The following is an 18,947-nucleotide window of genomic DNA, read 5'->3' on the forward strand; positions in this document are numbered from 1 at the left end:
TTTTTGTTGGCGGCAGATTTTCCACTATGCAGCCAGCTTGAGCGCTGGCCCGTCGAGCAGCCCGGCCAGTTCGTCGGCTTCCGGGTTGAAGTAGATCAGCAGCGATTTCAGATCGCGGTGCCCGGTGATTTTCTGCAAGTGCAGCACGGTCGGCACGAGCTTCGCGAAGCGCGTCGTGGCTTCGTGACGGGCGTCGTGGAAATGCAGGTCTTCCCACGCTTTGCCCTTTTTCGCTGCGTTCCATGCGTTCGCGAACGTCGTTTCGATCACATTCACGATTGAGCCCGACTGGCGCACGCCCATCAGATCGAGCAGCGCGCGGGCGCGTGCGGAAATCGGCACGTTGCGCGCGTCGCCGTTCTTCGAAAACGGCACGTGCAGACGACGGGCGCGCTCGTCGTATTGCGACCAGTCGGCACGCAGGATTTCGCCGCGGCGCATGGCCGTTTCGAGCGCGAAGCAGAACGCCCACGCGACGCGCTGCGGGCGCGTCGTCGGCTTCGTGCGCTGGTCCCACCCGAGCGACTGACATACGGCGTCGCGCTCCCTGTCGGGCACGCGGCGCGTGCGATGCGGGTTAGCGCGTGGACGGTCGATGCGCGAGCACGGATTGACCGACAGCGGAAGATGCCACTTTTTCATCGCGTGTGTAAACGCGCCCGAGAGCATGCCGAACTCACGGCGCACGGTCGCGGGGTTGACGGGCGGGTAATCAGCATTGCCCTTCAGGCGCGCGTGCATGATCGCTTCGAGATCGCGCGTGCCGAAATTGGCGAGCGTTTTGTCGAGCGCGCGAAAGCGTTCGATGTACATATTCAGCGCATAACGTTCCGTCTTTTCGCCGCACTTCGTCGGCGTGACTTCCTTGACGTACTTCATCAACATCTGCGCGACAGTCGAGGCGAGCGTGATCTGGCCGGGCGCGATTGAAAGCGATTCGGCGATGCGTTGCTCCATCGCGTCGGCCCAATTGTCGGCCTGCTCGCGTGTGTCGAATGTCCCGCTTGCATAGTGGCCCTTGCGGCGGATGAGTGCGCGATAAACTGTCGAGCCGTCGCCGTTCGTGCGTGTCTGAATCGTTGCCATTTTCCGCTCCCCTGTGTGAGTTGGCTTGCCGCGTACTGCACGAGCCAAAATACAGAAAAACGGGCGCGCGCTCTATTCCTCGTGGTGCACGCTAACTCATGCTATATAACCATAACGCATTGATTTCACGTGAAAAATCGATTCGTACACGGGCAGGTGTGTTGCTTGTGCGGGGCGGCACTTACTTTCTTTGCCGCCGCAAAGAAAGTAAGCAAAGAAAGCGGGCTAACACCGCCCGTTCTTGACCTCCGCCTGAGGGCCCCCAACGGGTCCTCTCCTTCACACGGCAACTTCTCAGTCCCCGCCCGTTGCCAACGCTCCGAACCTGCGCCTCACCCACTTCAAACACCCGTAGCACAGTCAGCGGCAGCGAATGGTTTATGCCGCCCAGGTGGCAAACTGTGTGTAGGTCGTAGTGCCGCAGGCGTCGGCGCGCTTACGACACCGATCGTGCTTTTCAGTCCGGAGTGGTGAGTGTATGGCGCGAAAGCCTACACACAGTTTGCCGCTATAGAACGCACGCAATTCGACAACACTTGCAGTGACGCGGGAGCATGAAGCGGGTGATGAGCCAATTCGAAGCGTTGGCAACGGGCGGTGACTGAGAGGTTGCCGTGTGAAGGAGAGGACCCGTTGGGGTCCCTCAGGCAGGAACAAGAACTGGCGGTGTTCAGCGGCTTTCTTTTGCCTACTTTTCTTTGCCGCGGCAAAGAAAAGTAGGTGCCGCCCCGCACAGGGGCGACGTGTGAAGCAGGCAAGACAAATCGCGGATGCCAGCGAAAGCTAAAGCAAAAACCAAAAGCAAAAACCCAAAACAAAAATCAAACCCAACACAAACGTGTATAACCGTTAAACAGCGCTTAAACGCCCTCATGCGCCCGGCATAGAACACCAAATGCCCATGCGCAAAGCGAATCGCGCCAGTAAATGGAGCCGCTCACGATGAACGCCAGCCGCGACAGACAGATCGACACCACCAACACCACCGACACCACCCCGCAACTCACCCACGAACGCATAGCAAACGCGCGTTTGAGAAAACTGATCGACGCCCACTCCAGAATCGCCGCCGCGAAACTGGACCTCGACCGCTTTCTGTCGCTCGTCACCGACTCGCTGCTCGAACTCGTGCCCGCTGCGCATGCATCGGTGGTCGAATGGGTCGACGGCGACGAAATGGTGTATCGCGCGTGCAGCGGCACCATCGCGCATCACGTGGGCCTGCGTCTGAAACGCGACGGCAGTCTGTCAGGGCTGTGCTCGCTGGAAAAACACCTCCTCTACAGCAGCGATACGTCAAGCGATCCACGCGTGGATGCGGCTGCGTGCAAACGCGTCGGGGCCACGTCGATGGTCGTCGCGCCGCTCCTCTATCAGGCCGAAGTGGCCGGCGTCGTCAAGCTGATGGCAAATCGCACCGACGCATTTTCCGCCGATGACATCGAAACGCTCGAACGGATCACGTCGCTCGTCGCCTCGGGCATGGCCCATCAACGCGTGTTCGCGGAAAACCGCGCGCTGATCGAACAGAACACGATCACCATTGCACGGTTGCGCACCGAAATCAGCCTGCGCGAAGCCGCCGACAGCAAGCTCGAAGCGTCGCTGCGGCGCCGCCGTCTCGTGCTCGACACCACGCACGACGCGTTCGTCTGCACCGATGCCAACGGCATCATCATCGAATGGAACAATGCAGCGACGCGCACGTTCGGCTACGCGCGCGATGCCGTCATGGGACAACCGATGCTTGACGTGCTGTTTCCCGCGCGTTGCAAGGCGCGTTACGCCGAACTGGACGTGTTCAGAATCGCGCCGGAAACAGGCGACGAAAAGCCCTTGCACCGCAGCCGCACGGAACTGATCGCGCGGCGTATCGACGGCAACGAGTTTCCCGCCGAACTGTCTGCGTGTCCCGTGCAATACGACGGACACACGGAGCTCGCGTATTTCATCCGCGACGTCACCGAACGCTTCAACGCGCGCGAACTCGACAAGCGCTTTCGCGTGCTGGTCGATGCGATCAAGGACTATGCGATCACGATGCTCGATCCACACGGCCACATCACAACTTGGAGCGCCGGCGCGACGCAGGTGATGGGCTATGCGCCGCACGAGGTGATCGGCCAGTCGTCTGCCCTCTTCTATACGCCGGAAGATGTCGCAGTCGGCCGGCCCAAACGCGACCTCGAACTCGCCGCGCGCGAAGGCCGCGTCGAAACCGAAGAATGGCGTGTGCGCAAGAACGGCACGATTTTCTGGGCGAACATCATCACCACAGCGTTGCGCGATCCGAATGGCGCGCTGCAAGGCTTCGCAAAGATCACTCGCGACATGTCACGGCGGCGGCGTCTGGAGGAACTCGAAGCGTCGAGCCAACGGATGAGCCAGTTCCTCGCGCTGCTCGGCCACGAATTGCGCAATCCGCTCGCGCCGTTGCGCAATGCCGTCAGCATGCTGCAACTGAAGACAGCCGACGATCACGCGTTCGTGCCCGAGCATGAACTGATCGACCGGCAGTTGTCGCACCTCACCCGGCTCGTCGACGATCTGCTCGACGCCGGGCGCGTCACGCTGGGACGCGTGCAGATCGAACCAAAGCCGGTGTCGATGCAGGCCATCGCGCAGTTGAGCATCGAAGGCAGCGCGCCGCTGCTGGCCGCGCGCGAGCAGAAGCTCGATGTCGTGATGCCCGATACGCCGATGTATATCGAAGGCGATCTCACGCGCATGGTGCAGGTCGTGCAGAACCTGCTGAATAACGCGTCGAAGTTCAGCCCGACGGGGGCGTCGATCGGCATGCAGATATTCCGCTCGGGGCGGCTGCTCGCAATCCGTATTCACGATACCGGGCGCGGCATCGACCGCGATGCCATCGACGCCGTCTTCAACCTGTTCGTGCAGGAAACGCCGACGGAAGAACAGGCCGACAAAAGCGGTCTCGGCATCGGGCTGACGCTGGCGCGCGCGATCGTCGACCTGCACGGCGGGCATATCGAAGCGCATAGCGAGGGCCGCGGCAAAGGCAGTGTGTTCACGGTGTGGCTGCCCGAATGCAGCCACGCGATCGCCGACGAAGGCGCGCGCGAAGAAGACCCCGCGCCGGCGCAACCGGTCGATCTGAAAGTGATGGTGGTCGACGACAACGTCGATTCCGCCGACAGCATGGCGACGCTCGTGCAGGTACTCGGTCACGACGCGCGCGCCGTGTACGACGGCGCCGCCGCCATCGAAATGGCGCATGCATTGCAGCCGCATCTCGTGCTGCTCGATCTGTCGATGCCGAAGATGACGGGTTTCGAGGCGCTGCCGCATATCCGCAAGGCGCTCGCGCCGTCGGGTGCCGTGATCGCCGCGATGACGGGACTCGGCACCAGCGAAGACCGCGCGAAAACGGAGGCGGCAGGTTTTGATCTGCACCTGACCAAACCCGTCGATCTGCCCGAACTGGAAAGCGTGCTACAGATCGCCGTCAAGCATGTGCGCGACTAGCCGCAGGCTTACCGATCCTTCCGAACACTCAAGAAGCCATCCGCGAGGGACGTTAGCGAAGACACTGCCTTCAATAGAGGAACGAACGTGAACACAGTCAACCCTGAACTCATTGCGCGGCTCGTGCGGATCAATCCCGTCGTCATCGTCAATGGCGAGACGTCGCGCTCGCTGCGCTATCACGGCAAGCGCAACGTGCGCGCGCTGATGGGATTTCTCGGCATGTATCGCGACATGCGCGCGCTCGTCTATAGCCATTCGGCAAGCGGCCAGCAGATGTGGCTCGACGTGCAGACAGGACGCGTGTCGCAATTGCCTGTGTTGCTGCCGAACTGAGCGGCACGTCGCTATCCGTCGCGTCTCGGGACGCGCGACGGCTTATCGTCACCGCCCGTTCCATCCAGCCAGCACCGCGGCCGAAGGAAGCCAGTTCAGGCAGGCGTGAAGACGATTGCGCCCAGGTTTTCCGCCTGGGCGAACACTCGCGTGAAGCGATACGCCTGCCCATCGATGATGAGGCGATTGAGGCCTGACTGCGTCGCCTCCAGTATCGTGTCGGACAGTTCACGCTGAATGGTCCCGCAGTTCGCCCACTCGTCTCTGGGCGCGCTCACGTCACCGATATACAGCCTGACGTCGTCGGCGCCCGTGCGCAGCATGATGAGGCTGAGCGCCTTGTCGAGCGCGCGCTCGAGGTATTCGGACAGCGTCGAGAGTGCTTCCACGTCTGGTGGGAGTCTGGCGGAATTCGTGGTCATTTTTTGCCCCAGTGCATTTAGCGTGGTTGCGCTTTTACAGCATACAGCCCGCATTCTCTCCAGCACAACCCACCTTCGATAGACCCGCCATCTGATAGCCGGGCGGACGTCTTGCATCCATCGCCCGGCACACGCCGTATATCAGATCAGGCACTCGGGTAACGCAGTCGTCCTGCTTGCAGGCGACCCGGACACGTCGAGCGCCAAAAACACGACAAGAAGAGCGCGCTTGCACTTTGCCGCGGTGCGAGGGCTGATTTCTGGCGGCACGTTGAATCCAGCGCCATCGACATGCGCGCTGGCACATTCAGGAGAGTGCAATGATTCGCGAAACACCGAAGGTCCATCTGGTGCGTGCCGTCGTCGCCGCGCTGTGCGGGTGCGCAGCCGCGTTTGCGTACGCTGGCGGAAACGGCAATGGCGCAAATGGCAGCGGCGGCTCTCATGGCGCGGCGACAGCTGGCATGACATATCACAGCGAACCCGTTTCCAGCCCATGGAACCGGATTCCTGGCGATACATCGCGCATGACGACCGGGAGCGACACGAACATGCCCGGCATGACACCCGACGACAGCAGCGCCATGACGCCCCAAGCCAGCCGCCAGGTACCCTAGTCTTCATAGAGAGAACGTGCCCGCAACATTCGCGGCCCCGTTCCGCCCGATGGCGACGAGAGGCGCCATATCCGGGCATGCCCGCACGCAACAAAAACACCGGCGCTCACGGGCATCCGCCCTTGGGCGCCTGGATCACGTCCGCTGAGGCACGTCGGTCAGACCTTGCTTGCGTGTCCGCCCACGCCCGGAACGCTCTCCACACAGATCGAAGAAAACGATTAACTTATTCAAAGCTTGTCACTCCTCCCATAGGAAGGCCATCCCGCCTCATATCGCGGAAAACACGTACTAGCCAAGCGACGCCAAACCGCCTATCCTTAGAAAAACGTTTTCCCAATGTCACGGAACATGCCCGCGCAGATCGCCCCATCGCGCGACGCAATCCGCCCCGGCGCTCGTCGCCGGCCATGAAAAAAGACCGCGGCGCGACGAGCGATGCCGCGAACGGAGACATACATGCAATCTGCCGTCGTCGGCGCCGTACGCGTCGCCAGCCGCTTCCGCTGGACCGTCTGTGCGCTACTTTTCTTCGCGACCGTCATCAACTACATGGACCGGCAGATTCTCGGTCTGCTCGCCCCGCTGCTTCAGCATGAAATCGGCTGGACGCAGGTGCAGTACGGCCGCATCGTGATCGCCTTTTCCGCGTTCTATGCGATCGGTCTGCTGGGCTTCGGGCGCGTCGTCGACTGGCTCGGCACACGGATTTCCTACGCGGCCGCGATGCTGGTGTGGAGCATCGCCGCGATGCTGCATGCCGCCGTCGGCTCGGTGACGGGCTTCGCAATGGTGCGCGCGCTGCTCGGCATTGGCGAAGGCGGCAACTTCCCATCGGCGATCAAGACCACGGCCGAGTGGTTCCCGCGCCGTGAGCGCGCGCTCGCCACGGGCATCTTCAACTCGGGCGCGAATATCGGCGCCGTGTTCGCGCCCGCGATCATCCCGCCGCTCGCCGTGATGTACGGCTGGCGCGCGGCGTTCGTGATCATCGGCGCGATCGGCATCGTCTGGCTGGCCGTGTGGCTCGTCGTCTACCGTTCGAACGACGGCAGCACGCAAGACGAAGCACTCGACGACACCCGTGACGACGCCGACTCGCTCGACGCCCGCAACGCCAACGCACCCGCGCCCGGCTGGGGCGTGCTGATCAAAAAGCGCGAGACGTGGGCCTTCCTGATCGGCAAGTTCCTGACCGATCCGGTCTGGTGGTTCTACCTGTTCTGGCTGCCGAAGTGGCTCAACGAATCGCGCGGTATGGACATGCAGCACATCGGCTTGCCGCTCGTCGTCATCTACGCGATCACGACGGTGGGCAGTATCGGCGGCGGCTGGATTTCGTCGACGCTGCTGCGCAAGGGCTGGAGCGTGAATGCCGCCCGCAAGACGGCGATGCTGATCTGCGCGTGCTGCGTGCTCCCCATTGCGTTCGTTTCGCAAGTGGACAATCTGTGGGTCGCGGTCGGTATCGTCGGCCTCGCGGCGGCTGCGCACCAGGGCTGGTCGGCGAATCTGTTCACGACGGCATCCGACCTCTTCCCGCGCCGCGCGCTTGGCGCTGTGGTCGGTATCGGCGGGATGGCGGGTTCGGTCGGCGGCGTGTTGTTCTCGGAAGTGATCGGCCAGGTGCTGCAACGCACGGGTCACTACTGGGTGCTGTTCGCGATCGGCGCACTCGCCTATCTGGTCGCGCTCGTCGTCATGCATCTGCTGACGCCGCGCATGACGCCCGCCAAGCTCGATGCGTAATTCCGCAAGCCGCGCCACGTTGCGCGGCGCACGGGCCGCAGCCCGATGCGCGAACCGATGGTCAGCTGTTAGCGGCCGTCGATTCACGCACGATCAGGCGCGGCTCGAACATCGAATGACCGGCTTGCGTGTTTCCGGCGAGCGCGTCGATCAGCTTCTGCATCGCCAGTTCGCCCATCTTCTCGCTTTGAATATCGACGGTGGTCAGTGCCGGCGACGCGTATTCGCCGTAAGGCACGTTGTCGACGCCCGTCACGGACACGTCGCGCGGCAGTTTGAAACCGAGCGACGCGGCCTCTTTCATGAAGCCAAGCGCGATCAGGTCGTTGTAGCAGATCACCGCCTGCGGCCGCTGCGGTCCGAGCATCACGCGCGAGCAGGCCTGCTCGCCCGCTTTCGCGGTGGGCTCGTGCGCATCGTGCACGGCGAGCGTGAGGCCGGCTTCGTCGAGACACTCGCGCGCGCCGCGAATCCGCTCGTCGTTGATACGCGCCTGGCCAAAGCCGAGATACGCAATCTGTCGATGTCCGAGATTCAACAGATGACGCGTGAGCATGTAGATCGCAAGCCGGTTGTCGATACCGACGCTCGGAATCGGCAGACCCGGACTGTGGCGCAGCAGCACGACCGGCTTGTGGAGTTCGAGCATCCATTGCGATTCTTCGTCGGGCATCCGCGAACTGATGATCAAGCCGTCCACTCGCTGCGCCAGCGCTTCGATCAGCGAGCGCTCGCGCGCCTGGTTCTCTTCGGTATCGACCAGCAGCAACGTGTAGTCGTGCTGAAGCGCAACGCGGTTCGCGCCCTTCACGACGTTCGTGAAGTGCGGGTTGCTGATGTCGAGAATCGCGAGTCCGATGGTGCGCGTGCGGCCCGTGATCATCGAGCGCGCGAGCGGGTTCGAGCGATAGCCGAGCCGTTCGATCGCTTCCTTGAGCCGCGCTTCGACGGCAGGAGAAAAACGCTGCGCGCCGTTCATGTACTTGGACACGGTCGCAACCGATACACCCGCCTCGACAGCCACGTCGCGAATTGTCGGGGAAACTTTTTTCATACGAAGGGTAACGTTTTCTTGTGCTGTAAGCAGATTGTCGCAGAAAACGCTGCACCCGAAATCCCCATATCTGCTATGACCGCCTTGCCGAAACTCGCAATTGACGTGGCCTCGGCATCGCCTTTATAGTTGGAAAACGTTTTCCTGAATTCTTCGAAGGATTAGCAATGAACGAAACCTCTTCTGCGTCGCGCAAGCCCTTCCGTCGCCTGCTGCTGACGGGCGCGGGCGGCAATCTGGGCCGCCAGCTGCGCGATGCGCTGGCCGGCTGGGCCGACATCGTGCGCGTGAGCGACATCGTTCCGGTGAGCGCAGCCGCTGCACACGAGGAAGCGAGCGTCGTCGATCTGGCGGACCGCGAAGCGGTGATGCATATGGTTGAAGGCGTCGATGCGATCGTGCACCTGGGCGGTATCTCCATCGACGCGCCGTTCGACGATCTGATCGAATCGAATATTCGCGGCACGTACAACCTGTACGAAGCCGCGCGCAAGCATGGCGTGAAGCGCGTGGTGTTCGCGAGTTCGAATCACGCGATCGGTTTTCATCCCGTCACCGAAGTACTGGATGCCGATTCGGGGCAACGCCCGGATAGCCTCTATGGCGTAACAAAATGTTTCGGCGAGTCGCTGTCGCGCTATTACTTCGACCGCTTCGGTATCGAAACCGTGTGCCTGCGTATCGGCTCTTCTTTCGAAGAGCCGAAGAACCCGCGCATGCTCGTCACGTACCTGAGCTATCGCGACTTCATCGAACTCGTGCGCTGCTCGCTGTTCACGAACCGCGTCGGCCATGCGGTCGTGTATGGCGCGTCGGACAATCCGATCAAGTGGTGGGACAACACGAAGGCCAATTTCCTCGGCTTCCGTCCGCGCGATAGCTCCACGCAATTCGCCGACCGCTTCCCGGTCAGCGCGCCGACGGCCGAATACGACGACCCCGCGCAACGCTACCAGGGCGGCGCATTCGTGCTCGGTGAGCCGATGGAACGCAACGCTTAAAGCGCACGCATCAGTGCGTTTCATGCCGCATCACGCGACAAAAGCAGCAAGACATTGCACGCGATGCAGACATTTTTCTGCATCGCGCGCGAACGCCGGCGCAAGCGCCGGCGAATTTTTTTTCGCAGCCGCAATGCATTGCCGGCACGCTTTCGCAACGTGTACCATGTCACCAGGGCAAACCCCGGAGGATGATCATGGACAGGCAAGCAGTGCACTACCGGCGCCACGTCATCATCCCACTTGCGTCCGTCGGCGCTCGCGGATACGCGGCCAGCGTGTTCGTCACCGGCCCGAGCGGACGGCGTAAAGCCTTTGGCATCCTCGGCTACTTTTCTTCCGAGGAAGAGGCGATCGAGTACGCGACGTCGTGCGCAAAAGCCCGCATCGAAGGCAATCTGATGCCGGGTCTGCCGCGCAAGCTCAGTGCTGTCCGGCACTGGTTCCTGCGTCACGGCATGCGTCGGCAACAGGGCGTGTTCGCACAGAACCCCTGGGAATGATCAGACGTTAGTTGTGCAATCAACGCGCCGTCAGTGCGCGCGTTCTCGACACGCAAACTAAACCGAAGCGTTCGATAATCGGAGAAGCTTCGACTCGCCGCGTTCCACACGCATGGCGGTCTTCGTCCCTTTTTGTTTTCGGGGATTTCTCTGCTTGTCGCTCGCCTGTTTCCACTTATCAGGCCTGCCAATTGCTGGCTATTGTCTGATTAAAGCCGCGAGCCATCTTGCAGCATGGCTGGCTCGCGTCGTTTGAACGAGCGTCAGTAAGTATGATGACCACCCGAAAAATCCTGATGATTCTCGCCGGCCTCGTGCTCGGCGCCGCGCTGACCACCTATCTGATGGTGTTGCAGGCCGACCGCCGCGCAACAGCTGAAGCCACGGCTGGTATGGATGAATCTGCGCGCCCCTCCCCCATCGATCCGCGCGTCAGCGAAAACCATATGACGGCAGGCAGCATCGGTCAGTCGGCACCGTCGGACGCCATCACGAAGAGCGCTGCGGTTGCGCAGCAGCCGATTGCGCCAGTGCCAGCACCCGCTGCGCCTGCCGTGCCCGTCGCTCCCGCACCGGCACCTGTGACGGCTGCACCTGCGCCCGTCAAACCGCAAGCGCAACCGGCACCGTCGACGGCGGTCGCATCGGTGAACGTGCAGGACTCGGGCACACCGAAGGTCGTGCCGGCTCAACGCCCGCAGCGCGGACGCGATAATCTGGATCGTCGCACGCAGGCCAATCAGGGCCCGACGGCCGAAACGAACGAACTGGTCAGGGAATCGGCGAAGCTCGATCCTGCGTTGCCGCCGCCGATGTCGTCGCCGTCCGCGAGCGTCAACACGCCTGCAACCGCGCAAGCAAGCGCGGATCAGCGCAGCACCTCTGGTGGTTCGTATCAATCGGGCGCCGCGCACACCGACCAGTTGGTGCGCGATTCCGCCAAGCTCGATCCTTCGCTGCCGCCGCCGGATATGTCTGCAGTTCGCGCAACGCCGGAGCAGCAGCAACGCGCGTCGAAGCCCGGCGCCGGTTCGAACGCTGTTGCAGCCGCGATGACGGACCAACTGGTCCACGATTCATCCAAGCTCGATCCATCGCTGCCGCCGCCGAAATAACGCTTTCGCTTGCGTGCATCAGCACGCTGCAACCAAAGCACAACAGCGCCGTTGCTCACACAACGGCGCTGTTTTATTTCACGCGCTCACTTCGGGTGACGACTGTTCAGACAGCAAAATCAGTCGATGCCGACAGCGCCTTCCATGTTTCCGTTTCCGTCGTCACATATGCGTTCTTGTCGGCGATCGCCTTGAGCGTGTCGGTGCCGAGCGGCAGGCGCAGCGGCGGCGTCTGCGCATCGACGAGTGTGACCATCGCTGTCGCCAGTTTGTCCGGATCGCCCGGCTGGTTGTGGTTCATGCCGACAGCGAAGCGGCGCACGTTACCCGACGTATCGTCGTAGTCGTCGATGATCTCCTTGCCGACCACGAGCGACGACGCATCCAGAAAGTCCGTGCGGAAATAACCCGGCTCGACAACGGTTGCGTGGATGCCGAGCGGCGCCAGTTCGCCATGCAATGCTTCCGTGATGCCTTCGACGGCAAACTTGGTCGAGCAGTACACGCCAAATCCCGGCCCCGAGCGATACCCGCCAACCGACGACATGTTGATCACATGCCCCGAGCGCTGCTTGCGCATCACGGGCAGCACGGCGCGCGTCACGTTCAGCAGACCGAACACGTTGGTGTCGTACATGCGGCGCACGTCGGCATCGCTCGATTCTTCGACAGCGGCCAGCAGGCCGAAACCCGCGTTGTTGATCAGCACGTCGATGCGGCCGAACTTCGCGACAGCGGCTTCGACGGCGGCTTTCGCCTGCGCTTCGCTCGTCACGTCGAGCGCGACGGGCAGCAAGGCGGGCGACTCGCCAAGCCGTTCGACGATGGCAGCAACGTTTCGACCCGCGGCGACGACTGCGTTGCCATCGGCGAGTGCTGCTTCGGCGATCAGCGCGCCCAGACCGCGCGAAGCGCCCGTGATGAACCAGACGCGCTTGAACTGTTGTTGCGTGGCGTTGCTCATTTCCTGCTCCTACGTTCGTGGTGAAAGTGAAACGAAGAATAGGACGTCCGATTCGCATAAACTAGCCGTCGATTGCTAGACTGATAATCAACTTTTATTTGCTAATCGGAGAGCCGCGATGAACGAGGTCCGCGCCATTTCGATCTTTGTCCGCGCCGCCACGCTTGGCAATCTGCGCAAGGCGGCCGTCGATCAGGGCATCTCGCCGCAAGCGGCCAGCCACGCTGTGATGCAGCTGGAAAAGTCGCTGGGCGTGCGGCTCTTTCATCGGACCACGCGCAAGCTGAGCCTGACGGAAGAAGGCGAGCGGCTGCTGCAGAGCGTCGAACCGGCGCTTGCCACGCTCTCCACGGCCATCGACGACGCGCGCCGCGCCAAAGATGAAGTCGCCGGTCCGCTGCGCGTGAGCGCGCCGATGGCGCTCGGTCGCGCGGTGCTATGGCAGTCGGTTCTCGAATTCGCCGCGCTCTACCCCGACGTGCAACTCGACGTACGCTTCGACGACCATTTCACCGATCTCGTCAGCGATCGCGCCGACGTCGGTTTTCGCGGCGGTTCGCCACCAGCGGGCGGCACGATCGCGCGGCGGCTCCTGCCTATCCAGTTGATCGTGTGTGCGTCGCCGGCGTATCTCGCACGGCACGGCAAGCCGGCCACAGTCGACGATCTCGCCGGGCATCGCTGCACGGGATACCGGCGCGCGAACACGGGCAAGCTGGCGCCGTGGGAATTTCTGATCGGCAAGGAAATCGTCTATCGCGAAGTCCCCGCGACACTATGCGCGAACGACATCGATGCGGAAACGGAAGCGGTTCTGGCGGGTCTCGCGATTGGACAGCTCGGCAGTTTCTCGGCCGTCTCGCACATTCGCAGTGGACGGCTCGTGCCGCTGCTCACGAAACACATGACGCAGCGCGAGTCCATTTACGTCTACTACCGTTCCCGCACTGAGCAGCCGCTGCGCGTGCGGACGTTTATCGATTTCATGATCGCGCGGCTCGCGGATAACACGGCGTTCTATCTGGAGCCCGCAGAACTGCGCTGAAGGCAAAAAAACGCGCCCGTCCACATGATGCGAACGGGCGCGCGATCCTTCAAGACACGTGGCGCTTACTCGGTCTTGCTACGCGACTTCAGCTTGCCTTGATAACGCAGTACCGGACGCTCCGGCTGTACCTGCTGCGGCGTCACCATCAACTGACGGCGTGCCATCGCCGTGACCGGCGGCGTGATCGAGCCAATCGTCGTGGCGCGCGAAGGAATGGCGAGACCCGAATTCACAAGCATCTTTGCTTCCATCTGCAGATTGGTCAGCAGCACCGGATCGCTCAACGCGCTGCTCTGCGCGAGCAACTGGCTCCACGCGTTGTCGCCGTAGTTCGTCACGTAGTAGTCGAGCCCGCTCGGATCCGCGACGACTGCCGTGCATCCATTCACGCGCACCTGCATCTGCGTATCCTTCAGCGCGACCGTCTTGCGACGCGCAAGACCTTCGCCATAAGCGAGCGTCAACGGCACCGTCCATTGAATGCCCGGATACAGGTTCTGGTTCGGATACGGCGACTGCTTCAGCGTGACCACCGTTTCGTTGCTGGTCAGATCGCATTGCGTATCGAGCGACACCAGCGGCACGCCCGTTTGCCGCACGAAGCTGTCGCCGATCGCCACCATCGGCTCGCCGCTGACCTTCGCCAGTTCGTCCCACAGACGCTTCGGCGTCGAGTTGCCGAGCGCGTAGTCGGCCAGATACGACTGCAGGCCTCTGCGCATCACGCCATCGCCGAGATAGTTCTCGATCATCTTCAGCACGATGCCGCCCTTGTCGTACGTGAACGGGCTCGCGCTCAACACGAAATCGTTCGATGCCCAGTCGTTGAAGTTCGGTTGCACCGGGAACGATGTGTTGCGCAGATCACGCGACATCACCGCGTACTTGGTCTTCACCTCGTCGACCCAGCTGAAGCGATCGGGGAAGAACAGGATCTTCGTGCGGTTCTCGAAGTATGTCGCGAACGATTCGTTCATCCATACGTCGTCCCACCAGTCGAGCGTAACGAGATCGCCGAACCACTGATGCGCGGCTTCGTGCGTGAGCACTGTCACGCCATAGTCGGACATCGTCGTGCCGGGCGGCGGAAGAATGTCGTCGGCGAATTCGAGAATGGCGCCCCAGTTCTCCATCCCGCCGAAGTTCAGATCCTTCTGCTCCTTGAACGCATCGTTCGCGGCGATCGTGTCGAACTTCGTCAACGGCAGCGGGATGCCCGTATAGCGATAGTAGTAATCGAGCGCCTGCTTGGTCTGCTGCATCGCGGGCACGGCCCAGTCGCGCATGCCGGGCGGCGTGAAGATCCGCAAGTGCAGATTCTTCCCGTCCTTCAGCGGACTCTTGAAGTCATCTTCGAGCGTATCGAACATGCCGCCGCCGAAGAACAGCAGGTATTGCGGCATCGGCGGTGTCCTGTCGAACGTGACGCGCTTGTAGCCGCTATCCACGTTGACGGACGGTAACTCGGCCGCGTTCGACACGACGCGCCAGCTCTGCGGCACTTCCGCCGACACTTCGTACGTCATGCGGAACGCCGGCTCGTCCCAGCCGGGGAACCATTGGCGCGCAAGATTGGTTTCGCCCTGCGTGAGGATCGCGCCGCTCGTGGTGCCGTCGGTCGCTTTCAGGTCGACGCGGAAAATGCCTTCCGCCGCCGAGCAGCCGGGATACGGATCGTCGCCGCAACTGCCGCCCGTTTTCGTGGCGGGATCGTCATAAGTCTTGAAGTTGATGATGCCCGACCACTCCATATGCAGCGAGTAGTTGCCCGGATGAATCTGGCCGCTGACGGGCCGCAGCTGATAGAAGTCGCCGTCGTCCTGCGGCGTCGCGATCAGCTGGATATTGCCCGGCTGCAGCGTCGTCTTGCCGTTCACGAACTTGATGCGATGCCCGGCGATCACGATCTGGTTGATGTTCTTCGTGACCTGGATTTCGACATCTGCGCGGCCATCGAACGCGTTCAGATCGGGGTTAGGCCTGAACCACAGTTTGTAGTTGATCGGCTTCACGGTATCGGGCAACTCGACGGGCGGCACCGTCTTGTTGACCGATGTGTCGGCGACGATCGGCGACTCCGGCGCTGCAAGCGCCGGCTGCGACGCAGGCGCGGTCGCGCCCACCTGTGCCGATTTGCTCGAAGTGAGACCTCCATCGTCTCCGCCACCACATGCACTCAACACCAGCGTCGCAGCCAGCAACAGGCACTGCGTCTTTAACCGAAAACATGCTCGCATGATTCGTCCTTATCGGATAAAGCGGCTCTGGAAATGTGTGGTTTTATGTTTCTCTTTTTATTAGAAAAAAGACGCAAAAGGTCTCCCTCACGCGCATTAAGGCGAATGAAAGATTTGCAATAAACAGGCGATAAAAGGCCTCGGCCAGATCGCCGATATTTACATTATTAAAACGTGAGTCAGAGAAAAAATTACGACGTGACAGCGGCGCATCCGGTAAAACCGCATGCATACAGAGTCGCATGCCGACGACAGGCCTGATAATAATTTCATGCGCCCGTTTCGAATGACCGTCAGCTTACGATGAGCGGTAGATTAGTTGGGCAAACGTCAGCATGTCAACTTCCATTACAAAATATTTCTCGAGCTTTAATACTATGCTTTACGAATAATTCATTGCTGAATATTGCCGATAGATTCGTATTTATTTTGCATAATCCATTCATCTGTTTTTACGTCATACATAAACGAATTCAAAGATCGTCCTGAATGGCAGCAATCCGGTTAAAAAGCAATTAACGCATCGCATTCAATGAATGCCGAATAAGCCAATTAATCAGGAATCCCATGCGAAGAAGGCAATGCGCGATCGCGCGCGAGGCACGCCGCCCGCGAGTGCGCCACATGCTATATTTATCGGACGATTAGAACATCGTTCCTGCGACGGGCATTGCCAACGGACCGCGATGTGACCAAGTTTCTACCTTTTCGTACATCCGCTGTCGTGGGTCGTGGCGTCACCCCGATGCTCGCGCTCGTCATCGCGGTGATCTGCGGCGTGTGTGTGCTCGTTACCGCTGCGCTATGGGCGCGCCATGAAGACCAGGCCACCATTCGCGAACGCGAAAGCCTGATCGCAAAAGACATGGTCGCGTCAGTCGACCGCATTCTCGACAACGTCACGGCAAGCCAGCACGACGCGCTATCCACCCTGCCGGGACAAGACTGCACCGCCGTCGAACACCGCCTCTCGGAACTGGAGACCTACGTTCTGTATGTGCGCAGCGTCAATCTCGTGGCGAATCAGCGTGTGTATTGTTCGTCGGCGTTGGGCTCCATCGATCTTCCGCTCTCGTCGTATCTGCCGATCGCACCTTCCGGCATCACATTCGATCTGATTACGGGCACGCCCTGGCAGCCACAATCGCCTGTCATGCCCTTATTCGTGCCGACGCACCAGAAAACCGGCCTGCTTTACGTCGTCGAATCGACCTACCTGGCGGACACGCTCGCGCACGGCGTGCGTTACGAAGCGGGTCAGGTGGTTCTCGTCGTGTCGAACGCACGCGCATTGAACGCCCGCGGCGAAGTGATTTCCGCCGACAGCGCCGCCGCGCTCAATGGCACGCGCGCGTCGTCGTCGCGTTGGGCTTTCTCGATCGCCGTGGCGGCCGCGCCCCGCTTCATTTCGCAAACGCACTGGAAATACGGCCTGCTCGCGGGCACCGCGGCCATCCTTCTGAATCTGCTGATCGCGGCTGCGTATCTGATCGTTTTTGCGCCGCGCCGCTTGCTGCTCTCCGCCGTGCGCCGCGCGCTCAGACAAGGACAGCTTTTTATCGCATATCAACCCGTGGTCGAAATCGCCACACGCCGTATTGCAGGCGTCGAAGCGCTGATACGCTGGACGCATCCGAAATGGGGCGACGTGAGTCCTGCCGCGTTCATGACGGAAGTGGAAAGCAGTAATCTGCTGCCTGCCGTCACGCGCTTCGCGCTGCAACGCGCGACAAGCGACATCGTTCAGCGCACGGACATTCGCCCATTGCGTGTCGCTGTCAACGTCGCGCCGATGGATCTGGAACGCAAGGACTTCGTCGCGGACGTGCTGGCCGCCAACGACACGCTTCCCGACGACATCACCCTCGTGCTCGAAGTCACCGAGCGCTTTCTGCTCGACAAGCATCCGCGCATCGAAGCGATTTTCAATGTGCTCAAAGCGCAAGGCGTCCAGTTCGCCATCGACGATTTCGGCACGCAGCACGCCAACCTCGATCTGCTCGGGCGCTTTCCGTTCGACTACGTGAAGATCGATGGCCAGTTCGTGCGGCAAGTGGACCGCGGCGGCAGCGAACTGATTCGCGCAATCGCGGCCGTATCGAAGCATTACGGCATGGAAGTGGTTGCAGAAGGCGTCGAAACGGAAGCGCAGCATGAAGCGCTGCGCAGCCTCGGGATCCCTTTTGGCCAGGGCTACTTCTACCAGCGGCCCGTACCCGTCTCGCAACTGTTCGTCGATAACAGTGTGAGCAAGGTTGTGACTCGCACACGCGTCACGCCCTGAACATCGCGGACGTAACACGTGCACGCCGCACTCACAGCCCCAGATCGCTCAAGCCAGGATGATCGTCGGGACGACGGCCGAGCGGCCAATGGAACTTGCGATCTGATTCCTTGATCGGCATGTCGTTGATACAGGCAAAGCGCCGCTGCATCAGACCATCTTCACCGAACTCCCAGTTCTCGTTGCCGTACGAACGGAACCAGTTGCCCGCATCGTCGCGCCATTCATACGCATAGCGCACCGCGATGCGATTGCCGCCGAACGCCCACAACTCCTTGATCAGCCGATAGTCGAGTTCCTTGCGCCACTTGCGCTCCAGAAACCCTTGCGCCTCAGCACGGTTGTTCGCGAACTCCGTGCGATTGCGCCATTTCGTATCGAGCGAATAGGCTAGCGCGACCTTCGCCGCATCGCGCGAATTCCAGCCGTCTTCAGCGAGGCGCACTTTCTCTTTCGCCGATTCCAGCGTGAACGGAGGAAGCGGCGGGCGAATTTCCTGTTGTTGCGAAGACATGACGACTCTCCTTATACGAGGTCTGTAGCTGTGCGTTCGGCCGTGTGAATCAGAAAGGTTTGGTCGGCAGATACTTGCCGTCGAGCGTGATGACCGCGCGCTCGCCGCCTTCCGGATCCGGCACCTTCTTGATATCGAGCTTGAAGTTGATCGCGCTGATGATGCCGTCGCCGAACTGTTCGTGAACGAGTGCCTTCAACGTCGAGCCATACACCTGCACCATTTCGTAGAAACGGTAGATGGTCGGATCGGTCGGCACGCCTCCGGGGATGCTGCCACGCACGGGAATGGTCTGCAGCAGACGGACGGCATCGTCATCGAGACCGAGGCGCTCGCCAACCAGCTTTGCGGCTTTCTCGGGTAGCGGATGCTGGCCGAGCAGCGCAGCCGTCGTGAAAGCGATGCTCAGGCCCGTGCCTTCGTTGATCGCTTCGAAGGTCAGGTTCTTGCGCGTTTTTGCGTCGATGATGGTTTCGGTCAGGGCTTCGCGTGCGTACTGGCTGGTTTGCGATTGCGTCATGATGTGGC

General features: G+C 61.3%; 16 protein-coding genes. 9 read left to right on the top strand and 7 right to left on the bottom strand.

Annotated elements, in window-relative coordinates; genetic code table 11:
• Positions 1 to 24: 24 nt before the first annotated feature.
• On the bottom strand, positions 25 to 1,086 hold the full coding sequence (locus tag G3O01_RS21610; protein WP_205807174.1) for a site-specific integrase: 1,062 nt from the start codon (positions 1,084 to 1,086) through the stop codon (positions 25 to 27).
• A gap of 942 nt (positions 1,087 to 2,028) precedes the next feature.
• On the opposite strand from G3O01_RS21610, the gene G3O01_RS21615 reads away from it, so the two are divergent.
• Together G3O01_RS21615 and G3O01_RS21620 are read left to right on the top strand one after the other, a co-directional pair.
• Positions 2,029 to 4,575, top strand: coding sequence for a PAS domain S-box protein (locus tag G3O01_RS21615; protein ID WP_205807175.1), 2,547 nt, complete (start codon positions 2,029 to 2,031; stop codon positions 4,573 to 4,575).
• Positions 4,576 to 4,662: 87 nt separating this feature from the next.
• Positions 4,663 to 4,911, top strand: coding sequence for a hypothetical protein (locus G3O01_RS21620; RefSeq protein ID WP_205807176.1), 249 nt, complete (start codon positions 4,663 to 4,665; stop codon positions 4,909 to 4,911).
• Between the two features lie 95 nt (positions 4,912 to 5,006).
• On the opposite strand, the gene G3O01_RS21625 is transcribed toward G3O01_RS21620, so the two are convergent.
• Positions 5,007 to 5,333, bottom strand: a complete 327-nt coding sequence (locus G3O01_RS21625; protein WP_205807177.1) for a hypothetical protein — start codon at positions 5,331 to 5,333, stop codon at positions 5,007 to 5,009.
• 320 nt (positions 5,334 to 5,653) lie between these two features.
• On the opposite strand from G3O01_RS21625, the gene G3O01_RS21630 reads away from it, so the two are divergent.
• Positions 5,654 to 5,950 carry a hypothetical protein gene (locus G3O01_RS21630; protein WP_205807178.1) on the top strand — a complete coding sequence of 99 codons (297 nt, stop codon included), beginning with the start codon at positions 5,654 to 5,656 and terminating at the stop codon, positions 5,948 to 5,950.
• Between the two features lie 459 nt (positions 5,951 to 6,409).
• Entirely contained in the window at positions 6,410 to 7,699 is a 1,290-nt protein-coding gene (locus G3O01_RS21635; protein WP_205807179.1) for an MFS transporter, read from the top strand.
• A 61-nt stretch (positions 7,700 to 7,760) separates the two neighbouring features.
• Here G3O01_RS21635 and G3O01_RS21640 read toward each other — a convergent pair whose 3' ends face one another.
• Entirely contained in the window at positions 7,761 to 8,786 is a 1,026-nt protein-coding gene (locus G3O01_RS21640; RefSeq protein ID WP_241024164.1) for a LacI family DNA-binding transcriptional regulator, read from the bottom strand.
• 134 nt (positions 8,787 to 8,920) lie between these two features.
• On the opposite strand from G3O01_RS21640, the gene G3O01_RS21645 reads away from it, so the two are divergent.
• From G3O01_RS21645 to G3O01_RS21655, 3 genes are all read left to right on the top strand, one after another.
• Positions 8,921 to 9,754 (top strand): NAD(P)-dependent oxidoreductase, encoded by an 834-nt coding sequence (locus tag G3O01_RS21645; RefSeq protein WP_205807181.1) that lies wholly within the window; start codon positions 8,921 to 8,923, stop codon positions 9,752 to 9,754.
• A gap of 197 nt (positions 9,755 to 9,951) precedes the next feature.
• A complete protein-coding gene (locus tag G3O01_RS21650; RefSeq protein WP_205807182.1) occupies positions 9,952 to 10,257 on the top strand; it encodes a hypothetical protein in 306 nt (101 codons plus the stop codon).
• A 272-nt stretch (positions 10,258 to 10,529) separates the two neighbouring features.
• A complete protein-coding gene (locus tag G3O01_RS21655) occupies positions 10,530 to 11,372 on the top strand; it encodes a hypothetical protein (RefSeq protein WP_205807183.1) in 843 nt (280 codons plus the stop codon).
• Positions 11,373 to 11,478: 106 nt separating this feature from the next.
• On the opposite strand, the gene G3O01_RS21660 is transcribed toward G3O01_RS21655, so the two are convergent.
• Positions 11,479 to 12,336, bottom strand: a complete 858-nt coding sequence (locus tag G3O01_RS21660) for an oxidoreductase (RefSeq protein ID WP_205807184.1) — start codon at positions 12,334 to 12,336, stop codon at positions 11,479 to 11,481.
• A 118-nt stretch (positions 12,337 to 12,454) separates the two neighbouring features.
• On the opposite strand from G3O01_RS21660, the gene G3O01_RS21665 reads away from it, so the two are divergent.
• On the top strand, positions 12,455 to 13,381 hold the full coding sequence (locus G3O01_RS21665) for a LysR family transcriptional regulator (protein WP_205807185.1): 927 nt from the start codon (positions 12,455 to 12,457) through the stop codon (positions 13,379 to 13,381).
• Between the two features lie 65 nt (positions 13,382 to 13,446).
• Here the strand turns inward: G3O01_RS21665 and G3O01_RS21670 are convergent, their stop codons facing one another.
• Entirely contained in the window at positions 13,447 to 15,621 is a 2,175-nt protein-coding gene (locus tag G3O01_RS21670; protein ID WP_205807186.1) for a M1 family metallopeptidase, read from the bottom strand.
• 745 nt (positions 15,622 to 16,366) lie between these two features.
• On the opposite strand from G3O01_RS21670, the gene G3O01_RS21675 reads away from it, so the two are divergent.
• Complete coding sequence (locus G3O01_RS21675; RefSeq protein WP_205807187.1) at positions 16,367 to 17,905, top strand: EAL domain-containing protein; 1,539 nt, start codon at positions 16,367 to 16,369, stop codon at positions 17,903 to 17,905.
• A gap of 31 nt (positions 17,906 to 17,936) precedes the next feature.
• Here the strand turns inward: G3O01_RS21675 and G3O01_RS21680 are convergent, their stop codons facing one another.
• Positions 17,937 to 18,419, bottom strand: a complete 483-nt coding sequence (locus tag G3O01_RS21680; RefSeq protein ID WP_205807188.1) for a DUF1348 family protein — start codon at positions 18,417 to 18,419, stop codon at positions 17,937 to 17,939.
• Between the two features lie 49 nt (positions 18,420 to 18,468).
• The gene (gene cynS, locus G3O01_RS21685; RefSeq protein ID WP_205807189.1) at positions 18,469 to 18,939 is read right to left on the bottom strand and encodes a cyanase; all 471 of its coding nucleotides are present in this window, start codon (positions 18,937 to 18,939) and stop codon (positions 18,469 to 18,471) included.
• Between the last annotated feature and the right edge of the window lie 8 nt (positions 18,940 to 18,947).

This window comes from Burkholderia sp. Ac-20365 (genome assembly GCF_017104715.1).
GTDB lineage: Bacteria > Pseudomonadota > Gammaproteobacteria > Burkholderiales > Burkholderiaceae > Paraburkholderia.

Coding starts and splice junctions, on each gene's coding strand:
- G3O01_RS21615 (WP_205807175.1), top strand. CDS start 2,029: ATGAACGCCAGCCGCGACAGACAGATCGACACCACCAACACCACCGAC.
- G3O01_RS21625 (WP_205807177.1), bottom strand. CDS start 5,333: ATGACCACGAATTCCGCCAGACTCCCACCAGACGTGGAAGCACTCTCG.
- G3O01_RS21675 (WP_205807187.1), top strand. CDS start 16,367: ATGCTCGCGCTCGTCATCGCGGTGATCTGCGGCGTGTGTGTGCTCGTT.
- G3O01_RS21655 (WP_205807183.1), top strand. CDS start 10,530: ATGATGACCACCCGAAAAATCCTGATGATTCTCGCCGGCCTCGTGCTC.
- G3O01_RS21670 (WP_205807186.1), bottom strand. CDS start 15,621: ATGCGAGCATGTTTTCGGTTAAAGACGCAGTGCCTGTTGCTGGCTGCG.
- G3O01_RS21610 (WP_205807174.1), bottom strand. CDS start 1,086: ATGGCAACGATTCAGACACGCACGAACGGCGACGGCTCGACAGTTTAT.
- G3O01_RS21635 (WP_205807179.1), top strand. CDS start 6,410: ATGCAATCTGCCGTCGTCGGCGCCGTACGCGTCGCCAGCCGCTTCCGC.
- G3O01_RS21660 (WP_205807184.1), bottom strand. CDS start 12,336: ATGAGCAACGCCACGCAACAACAGTTCAAGCGCGTCTGGTTCATCACG.
- G3O01_RS21665 (WP_205807185.1), top strand. CDS start 12,455: ATGAACGAGGTCCGCGCCATTTCGATCTTTGTCCGCGCCGCCACGCTT.
- cynS (WP_205807189.1), bottom strand. CDS start 18,939: ATGACGCAATCGCAAACCAGCCAGTACGCACGCGAAGCCCTGACCGAA.
- G3O01_RS21630 (WP_205807178.1), top strand. CDS start 5,654: ATGATTCGCGAAACACCGAAGGTCCATCTGGTGCGTGCCGTCGTCGCC.
- G3O01_RS21645 (WP_205807181.1), top strand. CDS start 8,921: ATGAACGAAACCTCTTCTGCGTCGCGCAAGCCCTTCCGTCGCCTGCTG.
- G3O01_RS21680 (WP_205807188.1), bottom strand. CDS start 18,419: ATGTCTTCGCAACAACAGGAAATTCGCCCGCCGCTTCCTCCGTTCACG.
- G3O01_RS21650 (WP_205807182.1), top strand. CDS start 9,952: ATGGACAGGCAAGCAGTGCACTACCGGCGCCACGTCATCATCCCACTT.